Origin of the sequence: Pseudomonas rubra, from assembly GCF_028656935.1 — a bacterium.
Classification (GTDB): Bacteria; Pseudomonadota; Gammaproteobacteria; order Pseudomonadales; family Pseudomonadaceae; genus Aquipseudomonas; species Aquipseudomonas rubra.
This window is the reverse complement of sequence record NZ_JAMDGZ010000013.1, coordinates 1-23,044: the sequence shown is the minus strand read 5'-3', so window position 1 is coordinate 23,044 and position 23,044 is coordinate 1. Positions and strand designations below refer to the sequence as shown.

Below are 23,044 nucleotides of genomic sequence, written 5' to 3'. Positions count from 1 at the left end.
AGTTCGAGCGGCACCCGAAGTGCCGCAGCCCGAGGCCGGCATGGCCTCAAGCATAGCCTCAGCGGATGGTCAGCGCCTCGAGCTTGCCGCTGTTGCCGTACACATAGATGGTGTCACCCACCACCAGCGGACGGGCGCGCAGGCCATCGCTGTCGATACGCTCACGACCGACGAAACGACCATCGACCTGGCTGAGCAGGTGCAGGTAACCTTCCAGGTCACCCACCGCGACGTAGCTTGAGAACACTTCCGGCGCCGACAGCTGGCGACGTGCCAGCGAGTCATTGCTCCACAGGGCGCTGGACGAACGCTCGTCGATACCTTCGACGGTGCCCGAAGCCAGGCTCACGTAGACGTTACCGAAGCCCTGGGCCACACCGGTGTAGCTGGACGCATCACGCTGCCACAGCATACGGCCACTTTCCAGATCAAGGCCGGCAACGCGGCCCTGGTAACTGGAGACGTACAGGGTACCGCCAGACAGCAGCAGGCCGCCGTCGATGTCCACAACCCGGTCAAGCTCCGAGCGACCTTGCGGGATGGCCACACGCTGCTCCCAGACCGGCGCGCCGTTCTGGGTGTCGAGGGCAACCACTTTACCCGTCGACAGGCCGGCAACGGCCAGGCGATTGGTCACGATCGGGGCGCCGGTACCGCGCAGAGTCAGTACCGCCGGGGTGCTTTCGTAGATCCAGCGACGGTCGCCGGTGCTGGCATCCAGGCCAATCACACGGTCGTCCTGAGTCTGTACCACCACCACGTCACCGTTGGTAGCCGGCGGTGCCAGCACTTCACTGGTGACGCGCGAGCGCCAGCGTTCTTCGCCGGTGCTGGCATCCAGGGCAATCACTTCGCCCTTGAGGGTACCGAGCATGACCAAGCCGTAACCCACGCCAACGGCGCCAGAAACGGGCAACTCCAGGTCCTTCTTCCAGGCCACGTCGCCGTTGCTGCGATCCAGCGCCATAACCACGCCGGTCACATCGGCGGCGTAGATGCGGTCGTTTTCGATTGCCGGGACCAGCATGTTGAAGGTTTCGCCCTGACCGTCACCGATCGAGCGGCTCCACTGCTTCTTGAGAACAACCTCTTCGGTGAACTTGGTGAGTTCGGCCGGCGGCAATTCCTTTTTGCTGTTGCTGCTGCAACCCACGGCCAGAAGGGCCAGGGTCAGCACTGCTGCATGTTTCCAACCGATCACGTCACGCATCCCCTTTGGCCAGGTCGTCGAGCTTGAGTTGCAGGCCACCGATCGCGGCGTCATCAGACAGCGCAGCCTTGGCTTTTTCGTAAGCGGCATGAGCATCGCCAGCACGGCCAAGCTGTACCAGCAGGTCGCCCTTGAGCTCTTCACGGCTGGCCAGGAATGCCTTGTCGGCATCGCCATCGAGCAGTTTCAGTGCATCTTCGACCTTCTGCTGCGCAGCCAGGACACGAGCCAGGCGCTGCCGGGCGATTTCACCCAGGGTGGCGTCGGCCGGCTTGTCCATTACCGACTTGAGCTCGGCGACGGCGTCATCGAGCTTGCCGCTGTCGACCGCGACCTTGGCCACGAACAGACTGGCGTACTGGGCATAAGCCGAGCCGCCGAATTCGTTCTTGAGCTTGCCAGACAGCTCCGCGACCTTGGCCTTGTCAGGCTCGCCGCTTGGCGTCAGGGTAGTCTCCAGCAGGGCCTGGTAGAGGTTCGAGGCGCCTTGCGACTGGTTGGTCTGGTATTTCTGCCAGGCTTGCCAGCCGAACACCACGACCAGCGCCAGCAGGCCACCGGTAACCAGCGGCTTGCCATTGCGGTCCCACCAGTCCTTCATTGCGACCAGTTGTTCATCATCGGTACTCGACACCCCAATACTCCTTTTCACCAAATCGGCTGTTGACTCGCCTCACGCCTGCGCGAGCGAGGCTTCCAGGTGCTCTGCCAGAGCATCCCAGGCAATGTTTTGTTGTTCGCCCTGACCGCGCAGGGGTTTGAAACCTACCACTTGTTGCGCCAGTTCGTCGTCCCCCAGGATCAAGGCGAACAGCGCGTTGCTCTTGTCGGCTTTCTTGAACTGGCTCTTGAAGCTGCCAGCACCGGCATTGACCTGCAGGCGCAGGTTCGGCAGGCGGTCCCGCAAGCGCTCGCTCAGGACCAGGCCAGTCAGCTCGGCCTGCTCGCCAAAGGCGCACAAGTAGACGTCGACCTGACGGTTGATCGACTCAGGCACCTGCTCGAGGGTTTCCAGCAGCAGGATCAGGCGCTCGATACCCATGGCGAAACCAACGCCCGGGGTCGGCTTGCCGCCCATCTGCTCGACCAGGCCGTCGTAGCGCCCGCCGGCACAGACGGTACCCTGGGATCCGAGCTTGTCGGTGACCCACTCGAATACGGTCTTGCTGTAGTAGTCCAGGCCACGCACCAGCTTGGTGTTGATCACGAACGGAATGCCGGCGGCATCCAGACGGGCCTTGAGGCCTTCGAAGTGCACGCGGGACTCTTCGTCCAGGTAGTCTTCGAGCTTCGGCGCGTCGACCAGCACGGCCTGGGTGTTGGCATCCTTGCTGTCGAGGATGCGCAGCGGGTTGCTTTTCAGGCGGCGCTGGCTGTCTTCGTCGAGCAGCGAAAGGCGCGCCGAAAGGAACTCGACCAGCGCATCACGGTAGCGGGCACGGGCTTCGCTGGTGCCCAGGCTGTTGAGCTCGAGCTTGACCGCGTCACGGATGCCCAGCAGGCCCCAGAGGCGCCAGGTGAGCATGATCAGTTCGGCGTCGATGTCTGGACCGTCGAGGTTGAAGACTTCGACACCAATCTGGTTGAACTGACGATAACGGCCTTTTTGAGGGCGCTCATGGCGGAACATCTGGCCGATGTACCAGAGCTTCTGTACCTGGCCACTGCCGGTGATGCCGTGCTCGAGCACTGCGCGCACGCAGGCCGCGGTGCCTTCCGGACGCAGGGTCAGGGAGTCGCCGTTACGATCATCGAAGGTGTACATCTCTTTTTCGACGATGTCAGTGACTTCACCAATCGAGCGCTTGAACAGCTCGGTGAACTCGACGATCGGCGTGCGAATCTGGCGATAGCCATAGGTGTCCAGCAGGCCTGCGACCGTGCTCTCGAAATAACGCCACAGCGGTGTTTGCTCCGGCAGGATGTCGTTCATGCCACGAATGGCTTGCAGCGATTTGCTCACGGAAAATCCCTTAACAATTCTGTGTCAGTCAGCCACGGGCGATCAGCGCCGCGTCGGCCTCGGCTTTTTCAGCCGCTTTCTGGCGGATGAGCCTTTCCAGCTCATCGACCAGGTTGTCATTGGTCAGCTTCTGCGCAGGCTTGCCGTCGATGTAGATCAGGTTCGGCGTGCCACCGGTGAGCCCGACATGGGCTTCCTTGGCCTCGCCCGGACCGTTGACCACACAACCGATCACCGCGACGTCCAGCGGCACCAGCAGGTCTTCCAGGCGCCCTTCCAGCTCGTTCATGGTCTTGACCACATCGAAGTTCTGCCGCGAGCAGCTCGGGCAGGCGATGAAGTTGATGCCACGCGAACGCAGGTGCAGGGACTTGAGGATGTCGTAACCGACCTTGACCTCTTCGACCGGATCGGCTGCCAGCGAAATGCGAATAGTATCGCCAATCCCGTCGGCAAGCAGCATACCGAGGCCTACTGCGGATTTCACCGTGCCCGAGCGCAAGCCGCCAGCTTCGGTGATGCCCAGGTGCAGCGGCTGGATGATCTGCTTGGCCAGAAGGCGATAGGCTTCGACGGCCATGAACACGTCGGAGGCCTTGACGCTGACCTTGAAGTCCTGGAAGTCCAGGCGGTCGAGGTGCTCGACGTGACGCATGGCCGACTCGACCAGCGCCGCCGGAGTCGGCTCGCCGTATTTCTTCTGCAGGTCCTTTTCCAGGGAACCGGCGTTGACGCCGATACGGATCGGGATACCGCGGTCACGGGCGGCATCGACCACTGCACGCACACGGTCTTCACGACCGATGTTGCCGGGGTTGATGCGCAGGCAGTCCACCCCAAGCTCGGCCACACGCAAGGCAATGCGGTAGTCGAAGTGGATGTCGGCGACCAGCGGCACGCTGACCAGCTTCTTGATCTTGCCGAAGGCTTCGGCGGCGTCCATGTCCGGTACCGAGACACGCACGATGTCCACACCGGCATCGATCAAGCGGTTGATCTGCGCCACGGTCGCGGCCACGTCATTGGTGTCGGTGTTGGTCATGCTCTGGACCGCGATGGGAGCATCGCCGCCGACAGGCACATTACCTACCCAGATTTTCCGGGATTCGCGACGTTTGATCGGTGATTCGCCGTGCATGACTTATTGTCCCAACTTCAGGCGAGCGGTCTCGCCACTGGTGAACGGCGCAACGTCGACTGGCTGGCCGTTGTAGCTGACCTGCACGCCACGGGCAAAGCCCAGGCGTACCGCGAACGGCGGCTTGCCGGTCAGGTCCAGGCTGTCGCCCTTGCGCTTGATGGCGCTGAACAGCACCTTGCCATTGCCATCGGTGACCGAAGTCCAGCAATCGGCATTGAATTGCATGTGCAACTGGCCGCTACCGGCCGCGGCTGGGGCGGCAACAGCAGGTGCTGCTGGCGTGGCAGCCACCAGGTTGTTGACCACTGGCACTACCGGGGCGGGCGCAGGTACAACTGGAGCGACCGGGGCTACTGGTGCCACCGGGGTTGCCGGAACACTGACCACCGGGGCAACGGGTACGACAGCCGGGCTGGCCGGCGCCTGCTCAGATGCTGGAGTTACCACTGATTCGGCGGATGCCGGAGCGGGTTCGAGGTTCAAGGTAGTGCTTTGCGGTTGCTGCCCCGCGCTCACCGCCTGGTCTTCAGGCTCGTCCAGCGGGTGAATCTGGGTAGTGCCGTCGGCGCTTTCGACTTCAACGTGTTCCAGGGCCATGGTCGCAAGGTCCTTGCCACGCTGGCTGGTCTGGTCCTGCCACCAGAAGAAGCCACCGCCGATCACCACCACCAGCAGCACCAGGCTGACAATGCGCAGAATGTTGTGGGACAGGCGTACCGGCTCTTCGATACGCCCCAGGGCATGTACATCGCTACCCTGCGCATGAGTGCCGGTGCACTGGTCGAAGGCCTGCACCAGGGGCGCCTGATCCATATCCAGCAGCTTGGCGTAGGCACGGATGTAACCACGGGCGAAGGTATGCCCCGGCAGCTTGTCGAAGGCGCCGGTTTCAAGATTGTTCAGGGAACTCACGGTGAGGTTGAGCTTGCGGGCCACTTCAGCCTGAGACAAGTCCCTGCTCTCGCGGGCCTGACGCAGGATTTCACCGGGATTTTCGCGAGTCGCTGCTGCTGCTTCGGGATGCGCCGCTTTCATCATTGCTCCGACAGGTATTGCTGATATTCCGGCGTACCGGGATAAAGTCGTTGTAATTGCAGGCCCAGTTCACTGGCCTTGTTCCGTTCTTCGAAGACACTGGCCAAGCGACTGCCCAGCAGCAGGCTGCGGGCACTGGGGTCGCTCAGCTGGCTGAAACGATCGTAGTAGTCACGTGCCGGCACATAATGCCTGTCTTCGTAAGACAACTCAGCCATTTCCAGCAACGCGCGCGGCTGCTGGCGGTTGAGCCGCAAAGCTTTTTCCAGGTATTCCTGCGCTTCGGCGCGCTGGCCTTGCCTGAGCGCGGTCAGGCCAAGGTTCTCGAACACCCGGGAGCGTTCAGGATACAGGGTATCGGCCGCCGCTTGGGCAAACATCTGCTGCGCCTGGGCGTATTGCCCACGAGCATAAAGGAAACTGCCGTAATTGTTGCGAATTCGGGTGTCACCCGGACGGCTGGCCAAAGCCTTGCGAAAGTGCATCTGGGCCAGTTCCGGTTCATCTTCGGCCTGAAACACCAAAGCCAGGGCGGCATGGGCTGCGGCATCCTGGCTATCGAGGTCGAGGGCTTTTTTCAGCGGCGCCTTGGCCGGCTCGGTCAAACCTTGTTGCAAATACCCCAGGCCCAATTGCACATAAGCCTGCCCTGCCTGCTCACGACCTTCACGGCTGCCCAGCGCGTCCGAACTCCCGCCGGACACGCAACCTGCAAGCAGGGCCAGCGCCAGGATCGACAGCGCGAAGCGCAGGGTCATGGAGGTCCTCTCTTCAGTTGCGCGCGGCGCTTTCTTGCACATCAGCGTCGGCGTTCAGCTGACGCACGGCGATGTAGCGTTCGCTGCGGCGGGTCCGGTCCATCACCTGGCCAACCAACTGGCCACAGGCGGCGTCGATGTCTTCACCACGGGTGGTGCGCACGGTGACGTTGTAGCCGGCGTGATGCAGGTGGTCCTGGAAGCGACGGATGGCATTGTTGCTCGGCCGCTCGTAACCGGAATGCGGAAACGGGTTGAACGGGATCAGGTTGATCTTGCACGGTACGTTCTTGAGCAGCTCGGCCATTTCCACGGCGTGCTCGAGCTTGTCGTTGACGTCCTTGAGCAAGGTGTACTCAATGGTCAGCACGCGCTTTTCGCCCAGCTGCGCCATGTAGTTCATGCACGCCGCGAGCAACACCTTGAGCGGGTACTTCTTGTTGAGCGGCACCAGCTCGTTGCGCAGCGCATCGTTCGGCGCGTGCAGCGACAGGGCCAGGGACACGTCGATGTGCTTGGCCAGCTCTTCGATCATCGGTACCACGCCGGAGGTGGACAGGGTCACCCGGCGCTTGGAAATGCCATAGCCGAGGTCGTCCATCATCAAGTGCATGGCGGCGACCACGTTGTCGAAGTTCAGCAGCGGCTCGCCCATGCCCATCATCACCACGTTGGTGATAGCACGGTCGATGGTGGCTGGAACACTGCCGAACGACTTGTTGGCAATCCACACCTGGCCGATCACTTCGGCGGCGGTGAGGTTGCTATTGAATCCTTGCTTGCCGGTGGAGCAGAAGCTGCAGTCCAGGGCGCAACCGGCCTGGGACGAGACACACAGGGTGCCACGCTTGCCCTGGGGGATGTACACGGTCTCGACGCAGCTGCCGGACGCCACACGCACCACCCATTTACGGGTGCCGTCGCTGGAGATGTCCTCGCTGACCACTTCGGGGCCGCGAATCTCGGCAACAGCCTTGAGCTTTTCGCGCAAGGCCTTGCCGACATTCGTCATGGCGTCGAAATCATCGACGCCAAAGTGGTGAATCCATTTCATTACCTGACCGGCACGGAAACGCTTCTCCCCGATAGAGTCGAAGAATTTTTCCATTTCCGGTTGGGTTAGCCCCAACAGGTTAGTTTTACCAGTCGATGTCGTCATGGATTCACCCTCACTCGTAAGCTTTCGCTTAGCGAGCGGTTACCTCGGTAGCTGCGAAGAAGTACGAGATTTCGCGAGCAGCAGCGGCTTCGGAGTCCGAACCGTGAACGGCGTTGGCGTCGATCGACTCGGCGAAGTCAGCGCGGATGGTGCCGGCAGCAGCTTCTTTAGGGTTGGTAGCGCCCATCAGCTCACGGTTCAGAGCGATAGCGTTTTCGCCTTCCAGAACCTGAACAACGACAGGACCGGAGATCATGAAAGCAACCAGGTCGCCGAAGAAGCCGCGCTCTTTGTGCTCGGCGTAGAAGCCTTCGGCTTCAGCTTTGGACAGTTGCTTGAGTTTCGAGGCAACGACGCGCAGGCCGGCTTTTTCGAAACGGGTGGTGATCTCGCCGATCACGTTTTTAGCAACGGCGTCAGGCTTGATGATCGAGAAAGTACGTTGAACAGCCATGGTGAAACTCCAGAAACGTTGAGTGAAGCGAAAAATTAAACCCGCGAATTATACGCGGGTTCCGGGGGATTGCCTAACCTGCCGAGCGCGCTCAGTCGGCTTCTTCGATCCAGGCCGCCTGGATGGCTTCGAGAACCTTCTCGCCGCCACGGGACGGATCGTCACTGAACTCCGGCAAAGCCAGCACCCACTGGTGCAGATCGACGAAGTTCACATAACGAGGATCGACTTCCGGCTTGCTTTCGGCAAGCTGGATTGCAATTTCAAGTACATCAACCCATTTCAGACTCATGATGGCCTCCTGAATCAGTGCGGTGCTTCGGCGGCGTGGTTGAGCGAGTACTTGGGTATCTCGATGGTCAGGTCTTGCTCACCAACGATCACCTGGCAAGCCAGGCGCGACTGGCGCTCCAGGCCCCAGGCCTTGTCGAGCATGTCTTCTTCGAGCTCGTCGGCTTCTTCCAGCGAATCGAAGCCTTCACGCACGATGCAGTGGCAGGTGGTGCAAGCGCACACGCCGCCACAGGCGCTTTCCATCTCGATGTGGTGCTCGTGGGCCAGTTCCAGGATGTTGGTCCCTGGCGCCACCTCCACCACCAGCCCGTCCGGGCAGAATGTTTCATGGGGCAGAAAAATCACCTGCGGCATCAGTTATTCCTCGATCTCATTCAGGTTGCGCCCGGCCAAAGCGGCTTTTACCGTCGAATCAAGGCGACGGGCGGCAAAGGCATCGGTCACCTGCGACAGACGCTTGGTCTGCTGCTCGATGGCCGCGCCATCGGTGCCGTTGATCAAATCACGCAAGTCTTGCATCTGTTGCTCGATCGCCAGACGCTCTTCGGCATCCAACAGTCGCTCGCCATCGGCGTCCAACGCGCCCTGCACCGCTTCGAGCAGGCGCTCGGCATCCACCTGGTGCTCGCGCAACTGGCGCGCCACCTTGTCGAAACCTGCGTGCTCGAACGAGTCTTTAAGCATGCGGGCGATTTCACCGTCGGTCAGGCCATAGGACGGCTTGACCTGGATGCTCGATTCGACGCCCGAGCCCAGCTCACGCGCAGAAACACTGAGCAGGCCGTCGGCATCGACCTGGAAGGTCACGCGGATCTTCGCAGCACCGGCAACCATCGCCGGAATGCCACGCAATTCGAAACGCGCCAAGGAGCGGCAGTCACTGATCAGTTCGCGCTCGCCCTGCAGCACGTGAATCATCATGGCCGACTGGCCGTCTTTATAGGTGGTGAACTCCTGGGCGCGGGCAACCGGGATGGTGGTATTGCGCGGAATCACCTTCTCCATCAGCCCGCCCATGGTTTCCAGGCCCAGGGACAGCGGAATCACGTCCAGCAACAGCAGTTCGCCACCATCGCGGCGGTTGCCAGCCAAGGTATCGGCCTGGATAGCGGCGCCGATGGCGACCACCTGATCCGGGTCGATTTCGGTCAGTGGCGTGCGGCCAAACAGCGCGCCTACAGCCTCGCGCACACGCGGCACGCGGGTTGAACCACCGACCATGACCACCGCAGCGACCTCTTCAAGCTCCACACCGCTGTCACGCACGGCGCGACGGCAGGCCTTGAGGCTGCGGGCGACCATCGGCTCGATCAGGGCGTCGAAGGCGCTGCGGGTTAGCTCGGCCTGCCAGGTGCCATGGGCAACGGTTACCGAACCGGCGTCGGTCAAGGCTTCCTTGGCCGCGCAGGCGGTTTGCAGCAGCTGACGCTGAGCCCCTGGATCCAGGTCCGAGGACAGGCCGGCCTGCTCGACGATCCAGTTGGCAATGGCATGGTCGAAGTCGTCACCACCCAAGGCACTGTCGCCACCGGTGGCCAGTACTTCAAATACACCGCCGGTCAGGCGCAGGATCGAAATATCGAAGGTACCGCCACCCAGGTCATAGATGGCCACCAGGCCTTCGGCATTCTGGTCCAGGCCATAGGCTACGGCAGCAGCGGTTGGCTCGTTGAGCAGGCGCAGCACGTTGAGCCCGGCCAGGCGCGCGGCGTCCTTGGTGGCCTGGCGCTGGGCGTCATCGAAATAGGCCGGGACGGTGATCACCGCGCCGACCAGCTCGCCACCCAGGGTTTCTTCAGCGCGCTGGCGCAGCACCTTGAGGATATCGGCCGAGACTTCCACCGGGCTTTTCGGGCCCTGGACCGTGTCGATGAACGGCATGTGCGACTCGCCGCCGACAAAGCGGTAAGGCAGTTGCTCACCCAGTTGCTTGACGTCTGCCAGGCCACGGCCCATCAGGCGCTTGACCGACAGCACGGTGTTGAGCGGGTCGCTGGAGGCGGCGTCGCGGGCGATCTGGCCGACGTCGATGTGGTCGGCGTGATAACGCACGGCGGACGGCAGGATGACCCGGCCCTGGGCATCGGGCAGGGGCTCGCTGCGGCCGCTGCGCAACGCGGCAACCAGGGAATTGGTGGTACCAAGGTCAATACCAACCGCCAGGCGACGCTGGTGCGGCTGAGGGCTCTGACCGGGTTCGGCGATCTGCAGTAGGGCCATGCTTATCTGAATACCAAAGGCGCCGCCAGAAGCAGCGTCGGGTTAATCGTCGAGGCGCTCTTCCAGCTGGCGCACTTCGTAGGCGAGCTTGTCGAGAAACTGCATGCGGCGCATCAGGCGCTCGGCCTGTTCACGCTGCGCAGGATCATCCCAGCAGGCGGCGAAGTCCTCGTTGAGTGCTTCCTGGGCGGCCTTCAAGCGGCGCTTGAACACAGCCACGCCATCGAGGTCGGCACTGTCCTGGAGGTCTTCGAGCTCTTCGCGCAGTTGCATCTGCTGGAGGAGGAACTCGGGATCATGGACGGTGACTTCCTGCGGCACTTCATGGCCGCCGATCGCCAACAGGTAGCGGGCACGCCGGGGCGCGCTCTTGAGTGTCTGGTAGGCCTCGTTCAGCGCAGCCGAACGCTCCAGCGCAATGCGCTGCTCACGTTCGGATGCATCGGCGAAGCGATCCGGGTGGACCTCGCGGGCCAGCTCGCGATAGCGAACAGCCAGCTTGTCGAGGTCCAGGCGGAAGCCAGGTTGCAGGTCAAACAGGGCGAAATGACAAGGAGTACCCACGCGCAGCCTCAGACGTTGAAGCTTTCGCCGCAGCCACACTCACCGCGCACGTTGGGGTTGTTGAACTTGAAGCCTTCGTTCAACCCTTCCTTGACGAAATCAAGCTCGGTACCGTCGAGGTACGTCAGGCTTTTCGGATCGATGATCACCTTCTCGCCATGGCTTTCGAAGACCAGGTCTTCGCTGTCCGGCTGATCGACGAACTCCAGCACATAGGCCAGGCCCGAGCAGCCAGTGGTGCGCACGCCAAGGCGAATACCCTCACCCTTGCCACGTCCGTCGAGGGAGCGCCGCACATGCTTGGCGGCGGCTTCTGTCATGCTGATAGCCATCGAGACTCCTTACCTGCAACAGGCGACCTTAGAGCAAACCTTTCTTCTGCTTGTAATCGCGCACGGCCGCCTTGATGGCGTCCTCGGCGAGTACCGAGCAGTGGATCTTCACCGGCGGCAGGGCCAGTTCTTCGGCCAGCTGGGTGTTCTTGATGGTCTCGGCTTCGTCCAGGGTCTTGCCCTTCATCCACTCGGTAGCCAGGGAGCTGGAAGCGATGGCCGAACCGCAGCCGTAGGTCTTGAACTTGGCGTCTTCGATGACGCCCTGCTCGTTGACCTTGATCTGCAGGCGCATGACGTCGCCGCACGCAGGAGCGCCGACCATGCCGGTGCCGACATCCGGGTCCTCGGCATTCATCTTGCCGACGTTACGCGGGTTTTCGTAGTGGTCGATGACCTTTTCACTGTATGCCATGGTGCAATTCCTTCCTCATCAGAGAGCCGCTCTTGCCGGCGACTACTTAGTGCGCAGCCCACTCGATCTTGGAGATGTCGACGCCGTCTTTGAACATATCCCACAGCGGCGACAATTCGCGCAGCTTGGTCACGGCCTCGCAAACCTTCTGCGCGGCGTAGTCGATTTCTTCTTCAGTGCTGAAACGGCCGAAGGTGAAGCGGATCGAGCTGTGCGCCAGTTCGTCATTGCGGCCCAGGGCGCGCAGGACGTAGGACGGCTCGAGCGATGCCGAAGTACAGGCCGAACCGGACGAAACGGCCAGGTCCTTGAGCGCCATGATCAGCGACTCGCCTTCGACGTAGTTGAAGCTCAGGTTCAGGTTGTGCGGGATGCGCGCGGTCATGCTGCCGTTGATGTACAGCTCTTCAAGGCCTTCGACCTGCTTGTAGAAGCGGTCGCTCAGGGCCTTGATGCGCAGGTTCTCGCTGGCCATCTGCTCTTTGGCGATGGCGAAGGCTTCACCCATGCCGACGATCTGGTGGGTGGCCAGGGTGCCCGAACGCATGCCGCGCTCGTGACCGCCGCCGTGCATGGTGGCTTCCAGGCGCACGCGAGGCTTGCGGCTGACGTACAGCGCGCCAATGCCTTTAGGGCCGTAGGTCTTGTGGGCGGAGAAGGACATCAGGTCGACTTTCAACTTCTGCAGGTCGATTTCGACCTTGCCGGTGGACTGTGCTGCGTCGACGTGGAACATGACGCCGCGGGCACGGGTCAGCTCACCGATGGCGGCGATGTCGTTGATGGTGCCGATTTCGTTGTTCACATGCATGATCGACACCAGGATGGTGTCTTCACGCAGGGCCGCTTCGATCATGGCCGGAGTGATCAGGCCATCGGCGCCTGGCTCGATGTAGGTGACCTCGAAGCCTTCACGCTCCAGTTGACGAGTGCTGTCCAGAACAGCCTTGTGCTCGATCTTGGAGGTGATCAGGTGCTTGCCCTTGGTGCTGTAGAAGTGCGCGATACCCTTGATTGCCAGGTTGTCGGACTCGGTTGCACCGCTGGTCCAGACAATTTCCCGCGGGTCGGCGTTTACCAGGTCGGCGACCTGACGACGGGCGTTCTCGACCGCTTCTTCGGCTTTCCAGCCAAAGACGTGGGAGCGCGACGCCGGGTTACCGAAGTTCCCGTCGACCAGCAGGCAGTCGCTCATCTTCTGGGCAACGCGTGGATCGACCGGGGTGGTCGCGGAGTAATCGAGGTAGATCGGCAACTTCATTGAATATCTCCTATCAGGCGGTCGCGCCGCGCGTCGAAACGGTCATTCGACGGCGGACGTCTCAATCTTGTCCAGCTGCGGTGCCCGGCCTGCGATACGACGCAGGTCCTGGCGCTGGGCGACTTCTTGTACCTCACGGCGAGTGACAAGGTCAGCCAGGCTGATGCCGCTGAGGAATTCGTGAATCTGCTGGCTCAGGTCACACCACAAGTGGTGAGTCAGGCAGGTGTCGCCAGCGTGGCAATCACCCAGCCCCTGACAGCGCGTGGCATCGACCGATTCGTTGACCGCATCGATGACCTGGGCGACCTGAATGCTCTCCATGCTTCGCGACAGCTGATAGCCGCCGCCAGGGCCGCGCACACTGGAAACCAGGCTGCTACGGCGCAGCTTTGCAAACAGCTGCTCCAGATAAGAGAGGGAGATGCCTTGGCGCTCGGAAATGTCGGCCAGAGACACCGGCCCATTCTGCGCGTGCAACGCCAGGTCGAGCATGGCGGTCACGGCGTATCGGCCTTTTGTAGTCAGTCGCATGGCTAGTAGGTACCACGGGTTTCGGAATGGGAGCGAGTATGCTATTCCCGAGCATTTAAGTCAACTATAAGACCTAGTGCTTTAGTCGGGTTTACCGCAAGAGGGCGGCCGAATGATAGCAAACTAAGGGGCGCTTGCGCACGCCCCTTCTGTCAATGCGTCGACGCGTCGCTACGGGCTTTGTCCTTGATCTCGGCGAAGTCCTCTTCGCGCAGAGCCGGCAGCTCCTTGGCGCAGTAGTCACTGCCCAGGTTCTTGAGTGCGCCGCACATGTCTTCCAGGCGGCCGTCGACGGCCTGCAGATGATCGAGCAGTTGACCAATGGCGCGGGCGACCGGGTCGGGCATGTCTTCGCTGACACCATAGGCATCGAAGCCGATTTTCTCGGCCATGGCCTTGCGCTTGGCTTCCACCTCAGCATCGGTTTTGACGATGACCCGCCCCGGGATACCCACGGCCGTGGCCCCTGCAGGCACGGCTTTGGTGACCACTGCGTTAGAGCCGATCTTGGCCCCGGCACCGACGGTGAACGGGCCCAGCACCTTGGCCCCGGCGCCCACCACCACCCCGTCTTCCAGGGTCGGATGGCGCTTGCCCTTGTTCCAGGTGGTGCCACCCAGGGTCACGCCCTGATACAGCGTCACGTCGTCGCCGATCTCGGCGGTTTCGCCGATGACAATACCCATGCCATGGTCGATGAAGAAGCGCCGGCCAACCTTGGCCCCCGGGTGAATCTCGATACCGGTCAGCCAGCGGCCGAAGTTCGACACCAACCGCGCCAGCCATTTCCAATCCCTCACCCACAAGGCATGCGCCGCGCGATGCAGCCAGATCGCATGCATGCCCGGATAGCAGGTCAGCACTTCAAAGGCATTGCGCGCCGCCGGGTCACGGTGGAAAACGCTCTGGATATCTTCACGCAGACGCTCGAACATCTATTGATCCTTCCGCTTATGCGGTTCGCCACGGGCCGCTTTCTGGGTTTCCGTAAGAATGCCGCGCAAAATACTCATTTCCGAACGATCGACCGAGCTACGCCCATACAGCCGGCGCAGGCGCGGCATCAGGTGCTTGGGTTTTTCTGGATCAAGAAAGCCGATATCAACCAGGGTCTTTTCCAGGTGCTCGTAGAACAGCTCCATTTCATCCATGGTCGCCAGTTCGCTGCTGCGCACCGAGGCCACGTCGGTTTTTTCCGCCTGCGACGACTGCCCTTCCAGCGCCAGCCAGGCCATGCGCACTTCATAGACCAGGACCTGGACCGCAGCACCGAGGTTCAGCGAGCTGAAGTCCGGGTTCGAGGGAATGTGCACATGGAAGTGACAACGCTGCAGCTCTTCGTTGGTGAGGCCGGCGTGCTCACGACCAAACACCAGGGCAATCTCCTCGCCCTGAGTGGCATGCTCAATGACCTTGCTGGCGCACTCGCGCGGATCGACCAGCGGCCAGGGGATACGCCGCTCGCGGGCACTGGTGCCAAACACCAGATTGCAACCGACCAACGCCTCTTCGAGGGTGGCGACCACTTGGGCGCTGGCCAGCACGTCATCGGCACCCGACGCACGGGCATCGGCCTCAGGCGAAGGGAAGTCCTGCGGATCGACCAGCACCAGGCGCGACAAGCCCATGTTTTTCATGGCACGCGCAGCGCCGCCGATGTTGCCGGGGTGGCTGGTATTGACCAGAACAACACGAATATTTTGCAGCAAGGCGAAGTGCTCACAGACGCGGGAAAGGGGGAGTAAATCTTACAGAAGCGACCAGCGTAACGCCATGAAAGCAAATCTCACACTTCTGCGAAGAAAGTTTTCTGCTAGAATATGCGGCTTTATTCTTTAACATCCCCAGGTGAAACGCCCATGCAGCCTATGCTGAATATCGCGCTGCGCGCCGCTCGCAGCGCCAGTGAACTGATTTTCCGCTCCATCGAACGCCTGGATACCATCAAGGTTGATGAGAAGGACGCCAAAGACTACGTCTCCGAGGTTGATCGCGCCGCCGAGAAAATGATCGTCGACGCCCTGCGCAAGGCATACCCGAACCACACTATCCGTGGTGAAGAGACTGGCCTGCATGCCGGCAGCGGCGAAGAAGGCAAGGACTACGAGTGGATCATCGACCCACTGGACGGTACCACCAACTTCCTGCGTGGCGTTCCACACTTCGCCGTCAGCATTGCCTGCAAATACCGTGGCCGCCTTGAGCACGCCGTGGTGCTGGACCCTGTCCGCCAGGAAGAATTCACCGCCAGCCGTGGCCGTGGCGCCCAACTCAACGGCCGCCGCCTGCGCGTCAGCTCGCGCACCAGCCTGGAAGGCGCCCTGCTGGGTACCGGCTTCCCGTTCCGCGACAACCAGTTGGCCGATCTGGACAACTACCTGGGCATGTTCCGCGCCTTGGTTGGCCAGACCGCCGGCATCCGCCGCGCCGGTGCTGCCAGCCTGGACCTGGCCTATGTTGCCGCCGGTCGTTTCGATGCCTTCTGGGAATCGGGCCTGTCGGAATGGGACATGGCTGCCGGCGTGCTGCTGATCCAGGAAGCAGGCGGCCTGGTGAGCGACTTCACCGGCGGCCACGACTTCCTCGAGAAGGGCCACATCGTTGCCGGCAACACCAAATGCTTCAAGGCTGTTCTGACGGCTATCCAGCCGCACCTGCCTGCTTCGATCAAACGCTGAGTTTCGATCGAGTACAAAAAAGCACCTTTCGAGGTGCTTTTTTTATGGGCTTTTGTGGGAGCGGGCTTGCCCCGCGATGCGATGCGACTGACAGATCGCAATCGCGGGGCAAGCCCGCTCCTACCGGGGTGCTTACTGACCGGGCTGAGCCTGGCTCAGTACCAGCTTGCCTTCTTTATCCAGCGGAATCTGCGAGCCCGGGTCACGGTCCATGCGCACCTGACCGACCTTGTCGCCGATCGAATACTTCACGTCATACCCGACGACCTTCTCGCTCAGGTCGTTGACCGTGTTGCAGCGGGTTTGCGTGGTGGTATAGGTATCACGCTCCTGCATGCCCTCCTGCACCTTGTTGCCGGCATAGCCACCACCGACCGCACCGGCCACGGTAGCGATCTTCTTGCCGGTACCGCCACCAATCTGATTACCCAGCAAGCCGCCTGCCAACGCACCGACCACGGTACCGGCAATCTGGTGCTGATCCTTCACCGGTGCCTGACGCGTCACCGTGACATCCTTGCACACTTCTCGTGGGGTCTTGACGGTCTGTTTGACCGGCTGCACCGCCAGCACCTCGGCGTACTCCGGCCCACCCTTGACCAGGCTGTAGGTGGCAACAGCACCTCCGGCGGTTACACCGACAGCACCCAGAACCGCACCCACCAGCATCGACTTGTTCACGTGAACCTCCTGATCGTACCTGCGGGACACAGCCCGCCTTCTCCCTGCCTTGGAGCATAAAAAAAGGCGCGAGTTCAACACTCGCGCCCTTTTGTACGACCAGCAATGTGGGAAAAACCCTTACGGACGCTCGTCCACACCCTCGGCTTTCACCGTCGGGATCAGGTCTTCGCTGTTCAGGTTCAGCCAGATCAGCACCACGTTGGCGATGTAGATCGACGAGTAGGTACCAGCCATGACACCTATGAACAGCGCCAGGGAGAAGCCCCACAGGTTGTCGCCACCGAAGAACAGCAGTGCGGCGATGGCCAGCAAGGTCGATACCGAGGTCGCGACAGTACGCAGCAGGGTCTGGGTGGTCGAGATATTGATGTTCTCGATCAACGAAGCCTTGCGCAGTACCCGGAAGTTCTCACGGACCCGGTCGAACACGACGATGGTGTCGTTGAGCGAGTAACCGATGATCGCCAGTACCGCCGCCAGCACCGTCAGGTCGAAGGTGATCTGGAAGAACGAGAGGATACCCATGGTCACGACCACGTCGTGGATCAGCGACAGAATCGCACCCAGGGCGAACTTCCACTGAAAGCGGAAGGCCAGGTAGATCATGATGCCGCCCAGGGCCAGCAGCATGCCCAGACCGCCCTGGTCGCGCAGCTCTTCACCCACCTGCGGGCCAACGAACTCGACACGCTTGACCACGGCCGGGTTATCGGTGCTGACCTTTTGCAGCGCCTCGGAGACACGGTTGCCCAGCAGCGGATCATCGCCCGGCATGCGCACCAGCAGGTCGGTGGTGGCACCGAAGCTCTGCACCACGGCATCCTGGAAGCCGGCCTTGACCAGCTCCTCGCGCACTTCGCCAAGGTTGGCCGGACGCTCGTAGGTCAGCTCGATGAGCGTACCGCCGGTGAAGTCCAGACCGAAGTTGAGGCCTTTGTAGAACCAGCTGAACAAAGCCAGCACAGTCAGAAGCAGGGTGATGCCGAACGCAAGGTTGCGCACACCCATGAAGTTGATGGTACGTAACATGGCAGCCCCTTAAACCCACAGCTTCTTGATATCACGCCCGCCGCAGGTCAGGTTGACCATTGCGCGGGTAACCATGACGGCAGTGAACATCGAGGTGAAAATCCCGAGGGACATGGTAACCGCGAAGCCCTTGACCGGCCCGGTACCCATGGCGAAGAGGATGCCGCCGACCAGCAAGGTGGTCAGGTTGGCATCGACAATCGCCGTGTAGGCACGGTTGAAACCTTCGTGGATGGCACGTTGCACCGACATGCCATTGGCCAGCTCTTCGCGAATCCGCGAGAAGATCAGCACGTTGGCGTCCACGGCCATACCCATGGTCAGAACGATACCGGCGATACCTGGCAGGGTCAGCGTCGCACCCAGCAAGGACATCAGCGCCAGCAGCATGACCATGTTACCGGCCAGGGCGATGGTGGCGATCAGGCCGAAGAAGCGGTAGATGGCCATGATGAACAGCGAGACGAACAGCATGCCCCACAGGGATGCATCGATACCCTTGGTGATGTTGTCGGCACCCAGGCTTGGGCCAATGGTGCGCTCTTCAGCGAAGTACATCGGCGCCGCCAGGCCACCGGCACGCAGCAGCAGGGCCAGTTCCGAAGATTCGCCCTGACCGTTCAGGCCGGTGATACGGAACTGACTGCCCAGTGGCGACTGAATGGTCGCCAGGCTGATGATTTTCTTCTCTTCGGTGAAGGTTTGCACGGCAACGTCTTTCTCGACGCCGTCGACCATCTGCTTGACATAGCGAGTGGTTGGACGCTGCTCGATGAAAATCACCGCCATGCTGCGACCGACGTTGCTGCGGGTGGCGCGGCTCATCAACTCGCCGCCATGACCATCCAGACGGATGTTCACTTGCGGGCGACCCTGCTCGTCAAAGCTGGCCTGGGCGTCGGTGACTTGGTCACCGGTGATGATCAGGCCACGCTCGACCGGAGCCGAACGACCGCCCTCACGGAACTCGAAGGTTTCGGTGGTGGCTTTCGAGGCACCCGGCTCTGCACCCAGGCGGAACTCGAGGTTGGCGGTCTTGCCGAGGATACGCTTGGCTTCGGCGGTGTCCTGCACGCCTGGCAGCTCAACCACGATGCGGTTGGCGCCCTGGCGCTGAACCAGTGGCTCGGCCACACCCAGCTCGTTGACGCGGTTACGTACCGTGGTCAGGTTCTGCTTGATCGAGTATTCACGGATTTCCGCGACCTTGGCCGGGGTAATCGCCAGGCGCAGCACGGACAGGCCATTGCGCTCGGTGGTGGTCAACTCGAAATCATTGAAATTCTTGCGGATCAGGCTACGGGCCTGTTCGCGGGAAGCATCATCGGAGAAGCCCAGCTGAATGCCGCCATCTTGTTGCGGCAGGCTGCGGTAGCGCACACGCTCTTTGCGCAGCAGGCTTTTGACTTCGCCTTCGTAGACTTTCAGGCGGGCCGCCATGGCCTTGTCCATGTCCACTTCGAGCAGGAAGTGCACACCACCGGAAAGGTCCAGGCCCAGCTTCATCGGGCTTGCACCCAGGTTACGCAACCATTGCGGGGTGGTAGGGGCCAGGTTGAGCGCTACTACATAGTCGTCGCCCAGTGCCTTGCGCACTACATCCTTGGCTGGCAGTTGGTCTTCCTGCTTGGTCAGGCGCACCAGGCCAACCTTGCCCTTCTCGCCAAGGCTTGCGGCCTTGACCTGGATACCGGACTCGTTGAGCGCTTTGCTCACGCGGTCCAGATCAGCCTGAGTGACCTGCAGTGCAGTACTGGCACCGCTGACCTGAACGGCCGGATCATCAGGGTAGAGGTTGGGAGCGGAATAAATAAAACCGATCGCCAGTACCACCAGGATCAGTGCGTATTTCCACAGAGGGTATTTGTTCAGCATCACGCCGCCCGTTCAAGACGCGGGGCGCCTTGCGCGCCCCGTCGATTGGTAAAAAACTGAAACTTAGATCGCTTTGAGCGTGCCTTTAGGCAGGGTCGCGGCTACGGCGCCCTTCTGGAACTTCAGCTCAACGTTGTCGGACACTTCCAGAACCACGAAGTCGTCGGCAACTTTGACGATCTTGCCGGCGATGCCGCCGTTGGTAACAACTTCGTCACCTTTTTGCAGGTTGCTCAGCAGGTTCTTCTGCTCTTTGGCACGTTTGGCCTGCGGGCGCCAGATCATCAGGTAGAAGATGACCAGGAAACCGACCAGGAAAATCCACTCGAAGCCAGTACCGGCTGGGCCGGCGGCTGGGGCAGCAGCGTCCGCGTATGCGGCAGGGATCAAAAAGCTCATTTAGCACTCCAGTTGCAAATCAGTACTTGTAAGGGATCGACAATACATCAGTCCAAGGGCGGCACAGGCAGCCCGCGCTTGGCGTAAAAGGCATCGACAAAGACGGCCAATGTACCTTGTTGAATAGCCTCGCGTAAACCAGCCATCAAGCGCTGGTAATGACGCAAGTTATGGATCGTATTCAACATACTGCCTAACATTTCGCCGCATTTATCCAGGTGATGCAGATAAGCACGGGAGAAGTTCTGGCAGGTATAGCAATCGCAGGTCGCGTCCAGGGGCGAATCATCATGGCGATGGAACGCGTTACGGATCTTCAGCACGCCGGTATCGACAAACAGATGGCCGTTGCGCGCGTTGCGCGTGGGCATCACGCAATCGAACATGTCGACGCCGCGGCGCACACCCTCAACGAGATCTTCCGGCTTGCCTACCCCCATAAGGTAACGAGGTTTGTCAGCCGGCATGCGTCCTGGCAGGTAGTCCAGTACTTTGATCATTTCGTGCTTGGGCTCGCCCACCGACAGGCCGCCAATGGCCAGGCCATCGAAGCCGATCTTTTCCAGGCCTTCGAGCGAGCGCATGCGCAGGTTCTCGTGCATGCCGCCCTGGACGATGCCGAACAGCGCCGCAGTGCTGTCGCCATGAGCGTTCTTTGAACGCTGGGCCCAGCGCAAGGAAAGCTCCATGGACACCCGGGCAACGTCTTCATCGGCCGGGTACGGAGTGCATTCGTCGAAGATCATCACCACGTCCGAACCCAGGTCGCGCTGAACCTGCATCGACTCTTCCGGGCCCATGAACACCTTGGAACCATCAACCGGCGAGGCGAACGTCACGCCCTCTTCGCGGATCTTGCGCATGGCGCCCAGGCTGAACACCTGGAAACCACCGGAGTCGGTGAGGATCGGACCCTGCCACTTCATGAAGTCGTGCAGGTCGCCATGGGCCTTGATCACCTCGGTGCCCGGGCGCAGCCACAGGTGGAAGGTGTTGCCGAGGATCATGTGCGCGCCGATGGCCTCGATGTCACGCGGCAGCATGCCCTTGACCGTGCCATAGGTGCCCACCGGCATGAATGCCGGGGTCTCGACCACGCCACGAGGGAACGTCAGGCGGCCGCGACGGGCCTTACCGTCGGTGGCGAGCAATTCGAAGGACATACGACAGGTGCGACTCATGCTTGATCCTCGGGGCCGCGTGGCGCCGGATTGCGGGTGATGAACATGGCATCACCGTAACTGAAGAAGCGGTACCCGTTGTCGACTGCTGCCGCGTAGGCAGCCATGGTCTCGGGGTAACCAGCGAAGGCCGAAACCAGCATCAGCAGCGTGGATTCAGGCAGGTGGAAGTTGGTCACCAGGGCATCGACCACGTGGAACGGCCGGCCCGGGAAGATAAAGATGTCGGTGTCGCCGCTGAACGCCTTGAGCACGCCATCACGGGCAGCGCTCTCCAGCGAGCGCACGCTGGTGGTACCCACGGCAATCACCCGCCCGCCACGGGCACGGCAAGCGGCCACGGCATCGACCACATCCTGGCCAACCTCCAGCCACTCTTTATGCATGTGGTGGTCTTCGATGCGCTCGACCCGCACTGGCTGGAACGTGCCAGCGCCGACATGCAGGGTGACGAAGGCGGTTTCCACACCCTTGGCGGCGATCTTGCCCAGCAGCTCTTCATCGAAGTGCAGGCCGGCGGTCGGCGCAGCCACGGCGCCAGCGCGCTCGGCGTACACCGTCTGGTAACGCTCGCGATCGGCGCCCTCGTCCGGACGGTCGATGTACGGCGGCAGCGGCATGTGACCGACGCGATCGAGCAGCGGCAATACCTCTTCGGCGAAGCGCAGTTCGAACAGCGTGTCGTGACGGGCGAGCACTTCAGCCTCGCCCCCACCATCGATGACGATCTGCGCCCCCGGCTTGGGTGACTTGCTCGAACGCACGTGGGCCAGCACCCGATGGCTGTCGAGCACGCGCTCAACGAGGATTTCCAGCTTGCCGCCGCTGGCCTTCTGGCCGAACAGACGTGCCGGAATTACCCGGGTATTGTTGAACACCATCAGATCGCCCGGGCGCAGATGCTCGAGCAAGTCGGTGAATTGACGATGCGCCAGCGCACCGCTTGGCCCGTCGAGGGTCAGCAGCCGGCTGCTATGGCGCTGCGCCAAAGGATGGCGAGCGATCAGGGAATCAGGGAGCTCAAAGGAGAAATCGGCGACGCGCATGATGGTGTTCGGTTCGACAGGGCTGCAAAGTTTAGCCGATACGATGAAAATTGACCATGAAAGCTGATTGACCAACGGTAAACGTCTCTCTATACTTCGCCGCCACAAGCCCTGATGGCGGAATTGGTAGACGCGGCGGATTCAAAATCCGTTTTCGAAAGGAGTGGGAGTTCGAGTCTCCCTCGGGGCACCAAATAGCAGTATCTGATTGTCTCTACCAGACCTTCAGACCCAGAGAAACCGGCCACTGAGCCGGTTTTTTTGTGCCTATCGTTCCAGTGGTTCCCTTGTAAGCTCAAAAGTACGTGAGTGGGGCGAGTTCGGTTTTGAAATTTACTCACATACTGACCGCCCCAAGCGCGCTCAGGCAACTGCAAGGGAATCGCCGCGGTGCTCACCGACACTGCCATCCGCACCGCCAAACCCCGCGACAAGCCGTATCGCATGTCTGATGCTCACTGCTTATGCCTTGGCAGCAAGCTGTGGTGCGTCTGCTACCGATTCGAAGGCATTGCAGTATCTGGAGTCAGACATTTCCCCTGTGATCGGCCAGCGGCCCGCTGCAGAGCTACAACGCCCAGAGCAGCGACTGGCGCCCTGGGGCGAGCTCGACCTGGATTCGGCGAGCTGGACGACCCCAGCGGCACGGATGAAGGTTCTATGAGCCATAAGCTTCAAGCTATAAGCCACAAGCCACAAGCCACAAGCAAGAGCCGATCGCGGTCTGCTCTTGCTTGTGGCTTGTGGCTTGTGGCTTGTGGCTTGTGGCTTGTGGCTTATAGCTTGCAGCCGGAAAAGACAAAACCCCTACC

The 23,044-nt window shown here is 61.3% G+C and carries 25 protein-coding genes, 1 tRNA gene and 1 pseudogene; 3 read left to right on the top strand and 24 right to left on the bottom strand.

What is annotated here, in order from left to right; all coding sequences use genetic code 11:
- Window positions 1-58 precede the first annotated feature (58 nt).
- From bamB to trmJ, 18 genes are all read right to left on the bottom strand, one after another.
- Window positions 59-1,210, bottom strand: a complete 1,152-nt coding sequence (gene bamB, locus M5G17_RS06010) for an outer membrane protein assembly factor BamB (RefSeq protein ID WP_273892078.1) — start codon at window positions 1,208-1,210, stop codon at window positions 59-61.
- On the bottom strand, window positions 1,203-1,811 hold the full coding sequence (locus tag M5G17_RS06005) for a tetratricopeptide repeat protein (RefSeq protein ID WP_273892179.1): 609 nt from the start codon (window positions 1,809-1,811) through the stop codon (window positions 1,203-1,205). Before M5G17_RS06005 ends, bamB begins: the two co-directional genes overlap by 8 nt.
- A 72-nt stretch (window positions 1,812-1,883) precedes the next feature.
- Window positions 1,884-3,173 (bottom strand): histidine--tRNA ligase, encoded by a 1,290-nt coding sequence (hisS, locus tag M5G17_RS06000; RefSeq protein ID WP_273892077.1) that lies wholly within the window; start codon window positions 3,171-3,173, stop codon window positions 1,884-1,886.
- 28 nt (window positions 3,174-3,201) lie between these two features.
- Complete coding sequence (gene ispG, locus M5G17_RS05995; protein ID WP_273892076.1) at window positions 3,202-4,311, bottom strand: flavodoxin-dependent (E)-4-hydroxy-3-methylbut-2-enyl-diphosphate synthase; 1,110 nt, start codon at window positions 4,309-4,311, stop codon at window positions 3,202-3,204.
- Window positions 4,312-4,314: 3 nt separating this feature from the next.
- A complete protein-coding gene (locus tag M5G17_RS05990) occupies window positions 4,315-5,349 on the bottom strand; it encodes a RodZ domain-containing protein (RefSeq protein ID WP_273892075.1) in 1,035 nt (344 codons plus the stop codon).
- Window positions 5,349-6,107, bottom strand: coding sequence for a type IV pilus biogenesis/stability protein PilW (gene pilW, locus M5G17_RS05985; RefSeq protein ID WP_273892074.1), 759 nt, complete (start codon window positions 6,105-6,107; stop codon window positions 5,349-5,351). Before pilW ends, M5G17_RS05990 begins: the two co-directional genes overlap by 1 nt.
- Window positions 6,108-6,120: 13 nt before the next feature.
- A complete protein-coding gene (gene rlmN, locus M5G17_RS05980) occupies window positions 6,121-7,266 on the bottom strand; it encodes a dual-specificity RNA methyltransferase RlmN (RefSeq protein WP_273892073.1) in 1,146 nt (381 codons plus the stop codon).
- A gap of 28 nt (window positions 7,267-7,294) precedes the next feature.
- Window positions 7,295-7,720 carry a nucleoside-diphosphate kinase gene (ndk, locus tag M5G17_RS05975; RefSeq protein WP_043864469.1) on the bottom strand — a complete coding sequence of 142 codons (426 nt, stop codon included), beginning with the start codon at window positions 7,718-7,720 and terminating at the stop codon, window positions 7,295-7,297.
- A gap of 91 nt (window positions 7,721-7,811) precedes the next feature.
- On the bottom strand, window positions 7,812-8,012 hold the full coding sequence (gene iscX / locus M5G17_RS05970) for a Fe-S cluster assembly protein IscX (RefSeq protein WP_116549434.1): 201 nt from the start codon (window positions 8,010-8,012) through the stop codon (window positions 7,812-7,814).
- 14 nt (window positions 8,013-8,026) lie between these two features.
- Complete coding sequence (gene fdx / locus M5G17_RS05965) at window positions 8,027-8,368, bottom strand: ISC system 2Fe-2S type ferredoxin (RefSeq protein WP_130263207.1); 342 nt, start codon at window positions 8,366-8,368, stop codon at window positions 8,027-8,029.
- Between the two features lie 3 nt (window positions 8,369-8,371).
- Window positions 8,372-10,234 (bottom strand): Fe-S protein assembly chaperone HscA, encoded by a 1,863-nt coding sequence (hscA, locus tag M5G17_RS05960; protein WP_273892072.1) that lies wholly within the window; start codon window positions 10,232-10,234, stop codon window positions 8,372-8,374.
- Between the two features lie 42 nt (window positions 10,235-10,276).
- Window positions 10,277-10,798 carry a co-chaperone HscB gene (gene hscB, locus M5G17_RS05955; RefSeq protein ID WP_045196206.1) on the bottom strand — a complete coding sequence of 174 codons (522 nt, stop codon included), beginning with the start codon at window positions 10,796-10,798 and terminating at the stop codon, window positions 10,277-10,279.
- A gap of 8 nt (window positions 10,799-10,806) precedes the next feature.
- Complete coding sequence (iscA, locus tag M5G17_RS05950) at window positions 10,807-11,130, bottom strand: iron-sulfur cluster assembly protein IscA (RefSeq protein ID WP_010223463.1); 324 nt, start codon at window positions 11,128-11,130, stop codon at window positions 10,807-10,809.
- 28 nt (window positions 11,131-11,158) lie between these two features.
- Complete coding sequence (gene iscU, locus M5G17_RS05945; RefSeq protein WP_002552476.1) at window positions 11,159-11,545, bottom strand: Fe-S cluster assembly scaffold IscU; 387 nt, start codon at window positions 11,543-11,545, stop codon at window positions 11,159-11,161.
- A gap of 46 nt (window positions 11,546-11,591) precedes the next feature.
- The gene (locus M5G17_RS05940) at window positions 11,592-12,806 is read right to left on the bottom strand and encodes an IscS subfamily cysteine desulfurase (protein WP_273892071.1); all 1,215 of its coding nucleotides are present in this window, start codon (window positions 12,804-12,806) and stop codon (window positions 11,592-11,594) included.
- A gap of 42 nt (window positions 12,807-12,848) precedes the next feature.
- Entirely contained in the window at window positions 12,849-13,340 is a 492-nt protein-coding gene (gene iscR / locus M5G17_RS05935) for a Fe-S cluster assembly transcriptional regulator IscR (RefSeq protein ID WP_036993915.1), read from the bottom strand.
- Between the two features lie 152 nt (window positions 13,341-13,492).
- Window positions 13,493-14,275, bottom strand: coding sequence for a serine O-acetyltransferase (gene cysE, locus M5G17_RS05930; protein WP_273892070.1), 783 nt, complete (start codon window positions 14,273-14,275; stop codon window positions 13,493-13,495).
- On the bottom strand, window positions 14,276-15,049 hold the full coding sequence (trmJ, locus tag M5G17_RS05925; protein WP_273892069.1) for a tRNA (cytosine(32)/uridine(32)-2'-O)-methyltransferase TrmJ: 774 nt from the start codon (window positions 15,047-15,049) through the stop codon (window positions 14,276-14,278). It lies immediately after the preceding gene.
- Between the two features lie 150 nt (window positions 15,050-15,199).
- Here trmJ and suhB point away from each other — a divergent pair, with 150 nt between their 5' ends.
- The gene (suhB, locus tag M5G17_RS05920) at window positions 15,200-16,018 is read left to right on the top strand and encodes a type III secretion system regulator SuhB (protein WP_130263201.1); all 819 of its coding nucleotides are present in this window, start codon (window positions 15,200-15,202) and stop codon (window positions 16,016-16,018) included.
- 132 nt (window positions 16,019-16,150) lie between these two features.
- On the opposite strand, the gene M5G17_RS05915 is transcribed toward suhB, so the two are convergent.
- The 6 genes from M5G17_RS05915 to queA all read right to left on the bottom strand — a co-directional run bounded on the left by M5G17_RS05915 (window position 16,151) and on the right by queA (window position 22,232).
- Window positions 16,151-16,699 (bottom strand): glycine zipper 2TM domain-containing protein, encoded by a 549-nt coding sequence (locus M5G17_RS05915; protein WP_115088646.1) that lies wholly within the window; start codon window positions 16,697-16,699, stop codon window positions 16,151-16,153.
- A 120-nt stretch (window positions 16,700-16,819) separates the two neighbouring features.
- Window positions 16,820-17,731 (bottom strand): protein translocase subunit SecF, encoded by a 912-nt coding sequence (secF, locus tag M5G17_RS05910; protein WP_273892068.1) that lies wholly within the window; start codon window positions 17,729-17,731, stop codon window positions 16,820-16,822.
- Between the two features lie 9 nt (window positions 17,732-17,740).
- On the bottom strand, window positions 17,741-19,606 hold the full coding sequence (secD, locus tag M5G17_RS05905; RefSeq protein WP_273892067.1) for a protein translocase subunit SecD: 1,866 nt from the start codon (window positions 19,604-19,606) through the stop codon (window positions 17,741-17,743).
- A 63-nt stretch (window positions 19,607-19,669) separates the two neighbouring features.
- The gene (gene yajC / locus M5G17_RS05900; protein WP_010223473.1) at window positions 19,670-20,005 is read right to left on the bottom strand and encodes a preprotein translocase subunit YajC; all 336 of its coding nucleotides are present in this window, start codon (window positions 20,003-20,005) and stop codon (window positions 19,670-19,672) included.
- 47 nt (window positions 20,006-20,052) lie between these two features.
- Window positions 20,053-21,168: a tRNA guanosine(34) transglycosylase Tgt gene (gene tgt / locus M5G17_RS05895; protein WP_213604480.1), complete on the bottom strand. Its 1,116-nt coding sequence runs from the start codon at window positions 21,166-21,168 to the stop codon at window positions 20,053-20,055.
- Between the two features lie 14 nt (window positions 21,169-21,182).
- Window positions 21,183-22,232, bottom strand: a complete 1,050-nt coding sequence (gene queA, locus M5G17_RS05890) for a tRNA preQ1(34) S-adenosylmethionine ribosyltransferase-isomerase QueA (protein WP_273892066.1) — start codon at window positions 22,230-22,232, stop codon at window positions 21,183-21,185.
- 108 nt (window positions 22,233-22,340) lie between these two features.
- On the opposite strand from queA, the gene M5G17_RS05885 reads away from it, so the two are divergent.
- Window positions 22,341-22,425 (top strand) — tRNA-Leu (locus M5G17_RS05885).
- 197 nt (window positions 22,426-22,622) lie between these two features.
- Window positions 22,623-22,742, top strand: a pseudogene (locus M5G17_RS05880) (Arm DNA-binding domain-containing protein); the annotation flags it as partial.
- Between the last annotated feature and the right edge of the window lie 302 nt (window positions 22,743-23,044).

What these genes read in the sequence shown, in the direction of transcription:
- bamB (WP_273892078.1), bottom strand. Translation starts at nt 1,210, where the DNA reads ATGCGTGACGTGATCGGTTGGAAACATGCAGCAGTGCTGACCCTGGCC.
- M5G17_RS06005 (WP_273892179.1), bottom strand. Translation starts at nt 1,811, where the DNA reads ATGAAGGACTGGTGGGACCGCAATGGCAAGCCGCTGGTTACCGGTGGC.
- ispG (WP_273892076.1), bottom strand. Translation starts at nt 4,311, where the DNA reads ATGCACGGCGAATCACCGATCAAACGTCGCGAATCCCGGAAAATCTGG.
- M5G17_RS05990 (WP_273892075.1), bottom strand. Translation starts at nt 5,349, where the DNA reads ATGAAAGCGGCGCATCCCGAAGCAGCAGCAGCGACTCGCGAAAATCCC.
- pilW (WP_273892074.1), bottom strand. Translation starts at nt 6,107, where the DNA reads ATGACCCTGCGCTTCGCGCTGTCGATCCTGGCGCTGGCCCTGCTTGCA.
- rlmN (WP_273892073.1), bottom strand. Translation starts at nt 7,266, where the DNA reads ATGACGACATCGACTGGTAAAACTAACCTGTTGGGGCTAACCCAACCG.
- ndk (WP_043864469.1), bottom strand. Translation starts at nt 7,720, where the DNA reads ATGGCTGTTCAACGTACTTTCTCGATCATCAAGCCTGACGCCGTTGCT.
- iscX (WP_116549434.1), bottom strand. Translation starts at nt 8,012, where the DNA reads ATGAGTCTGAAATGGGTTGATGTACTTGAAATTGCAATCCAGCTTGCC.
- fdx (WP_130263207.1), bottom strand. Translation starts at nt 8,368, where the DNA reads ATGCCGCAGGTGATTTTTCTGCCCCATGAAACATTCTGCCCGGACGGG.
- hscA (WP_273892072.1), bottom strand. Translation starts at nt 10,234, where the DNA reads ATGGCCCTACTGCAGATCGCCGAACCCGGTCAGAGCCCTCAGCCGCAC.
- iscA (WP_010223463.1), bottom strand. Translation starts at nt 11,130, where the DNA reads ATGGCTATCAGCATGACAGAAGCCGCCGCCAAGCATGTGCGGCGCTCC.
- iscU (WP_002552476.1), bottom strand. Translation starts at nt 11,545, where the DNA reads ATGGCATACAGTGAAAAGGTCATCGACCACTACGAAAACCCGCGTAAC.
- M5G17_RS05940 (WP_273892071.1), bottom strand. Translation starts at nt 12,806, where the DNA reads ATGAAGTTGCCGATCTACCTCGATTACTCCGCGACCACCCCGGTCGAT.
- iscR (WP_036993915.1), bottom strand. Translation starts at nt 13,340, where the DNA reads ATGCGACTGACTACAAAAGGCCGATACGCCGTGACCGCCATGCTCGAC.
- cysE (WP_273892070.1), bottom strand. Translation starts at nt 14,275, where the DNA reads ATGTTCGAGCGTCTGCGTGAAGATATCCAGAGCGTTTTCCACCGTGAC.
- suhB (WP_130263201.1), top strand. Translation starts at nt 15,200, where the DNA reads ATGCAGCCTATGCTGAATATCGCGCTGCGCGCCGCTCGCAGCGCCAGT.
- secF (WP_273892068.1), bottom strand. Translation starts at nt 17,731, where the DNA reads ATGTTACGTACCATCAACTTCATGGGTGTGCGCAACCTTGCGTTCGGC.
- secD (WP_273892067.1), bottom strand. Translation starts at nt 19,606, where the DNA reads ATGCTGAACAAATACCCTCTGTGGAAATACGCACTGATCCTGGTGGTA.
- yajC (WP_010223473.1), bottom strand. Translation starts at nt 20,005, where the DNA reads ATGAGCTTTTTGATCCCTGCCGCATACGCGGACGCTGCTGCCCCAGCC.
- tgt (WP_213604480.1), bottom strand. Translation starts at nt 21,168, where the DNA reads ATGTCCTTCGAATTGCTCGCCACCGACGGTAAGGCCCGTCGCGGCCGC.
- queA (WP_273892066.1), bottom strand. Translation starts at nt 22,232, where the DNA reads ATGCGCGTCGCCGATTTCTCCTTTGAGCTCCCTGATTCCCTGATCGCT.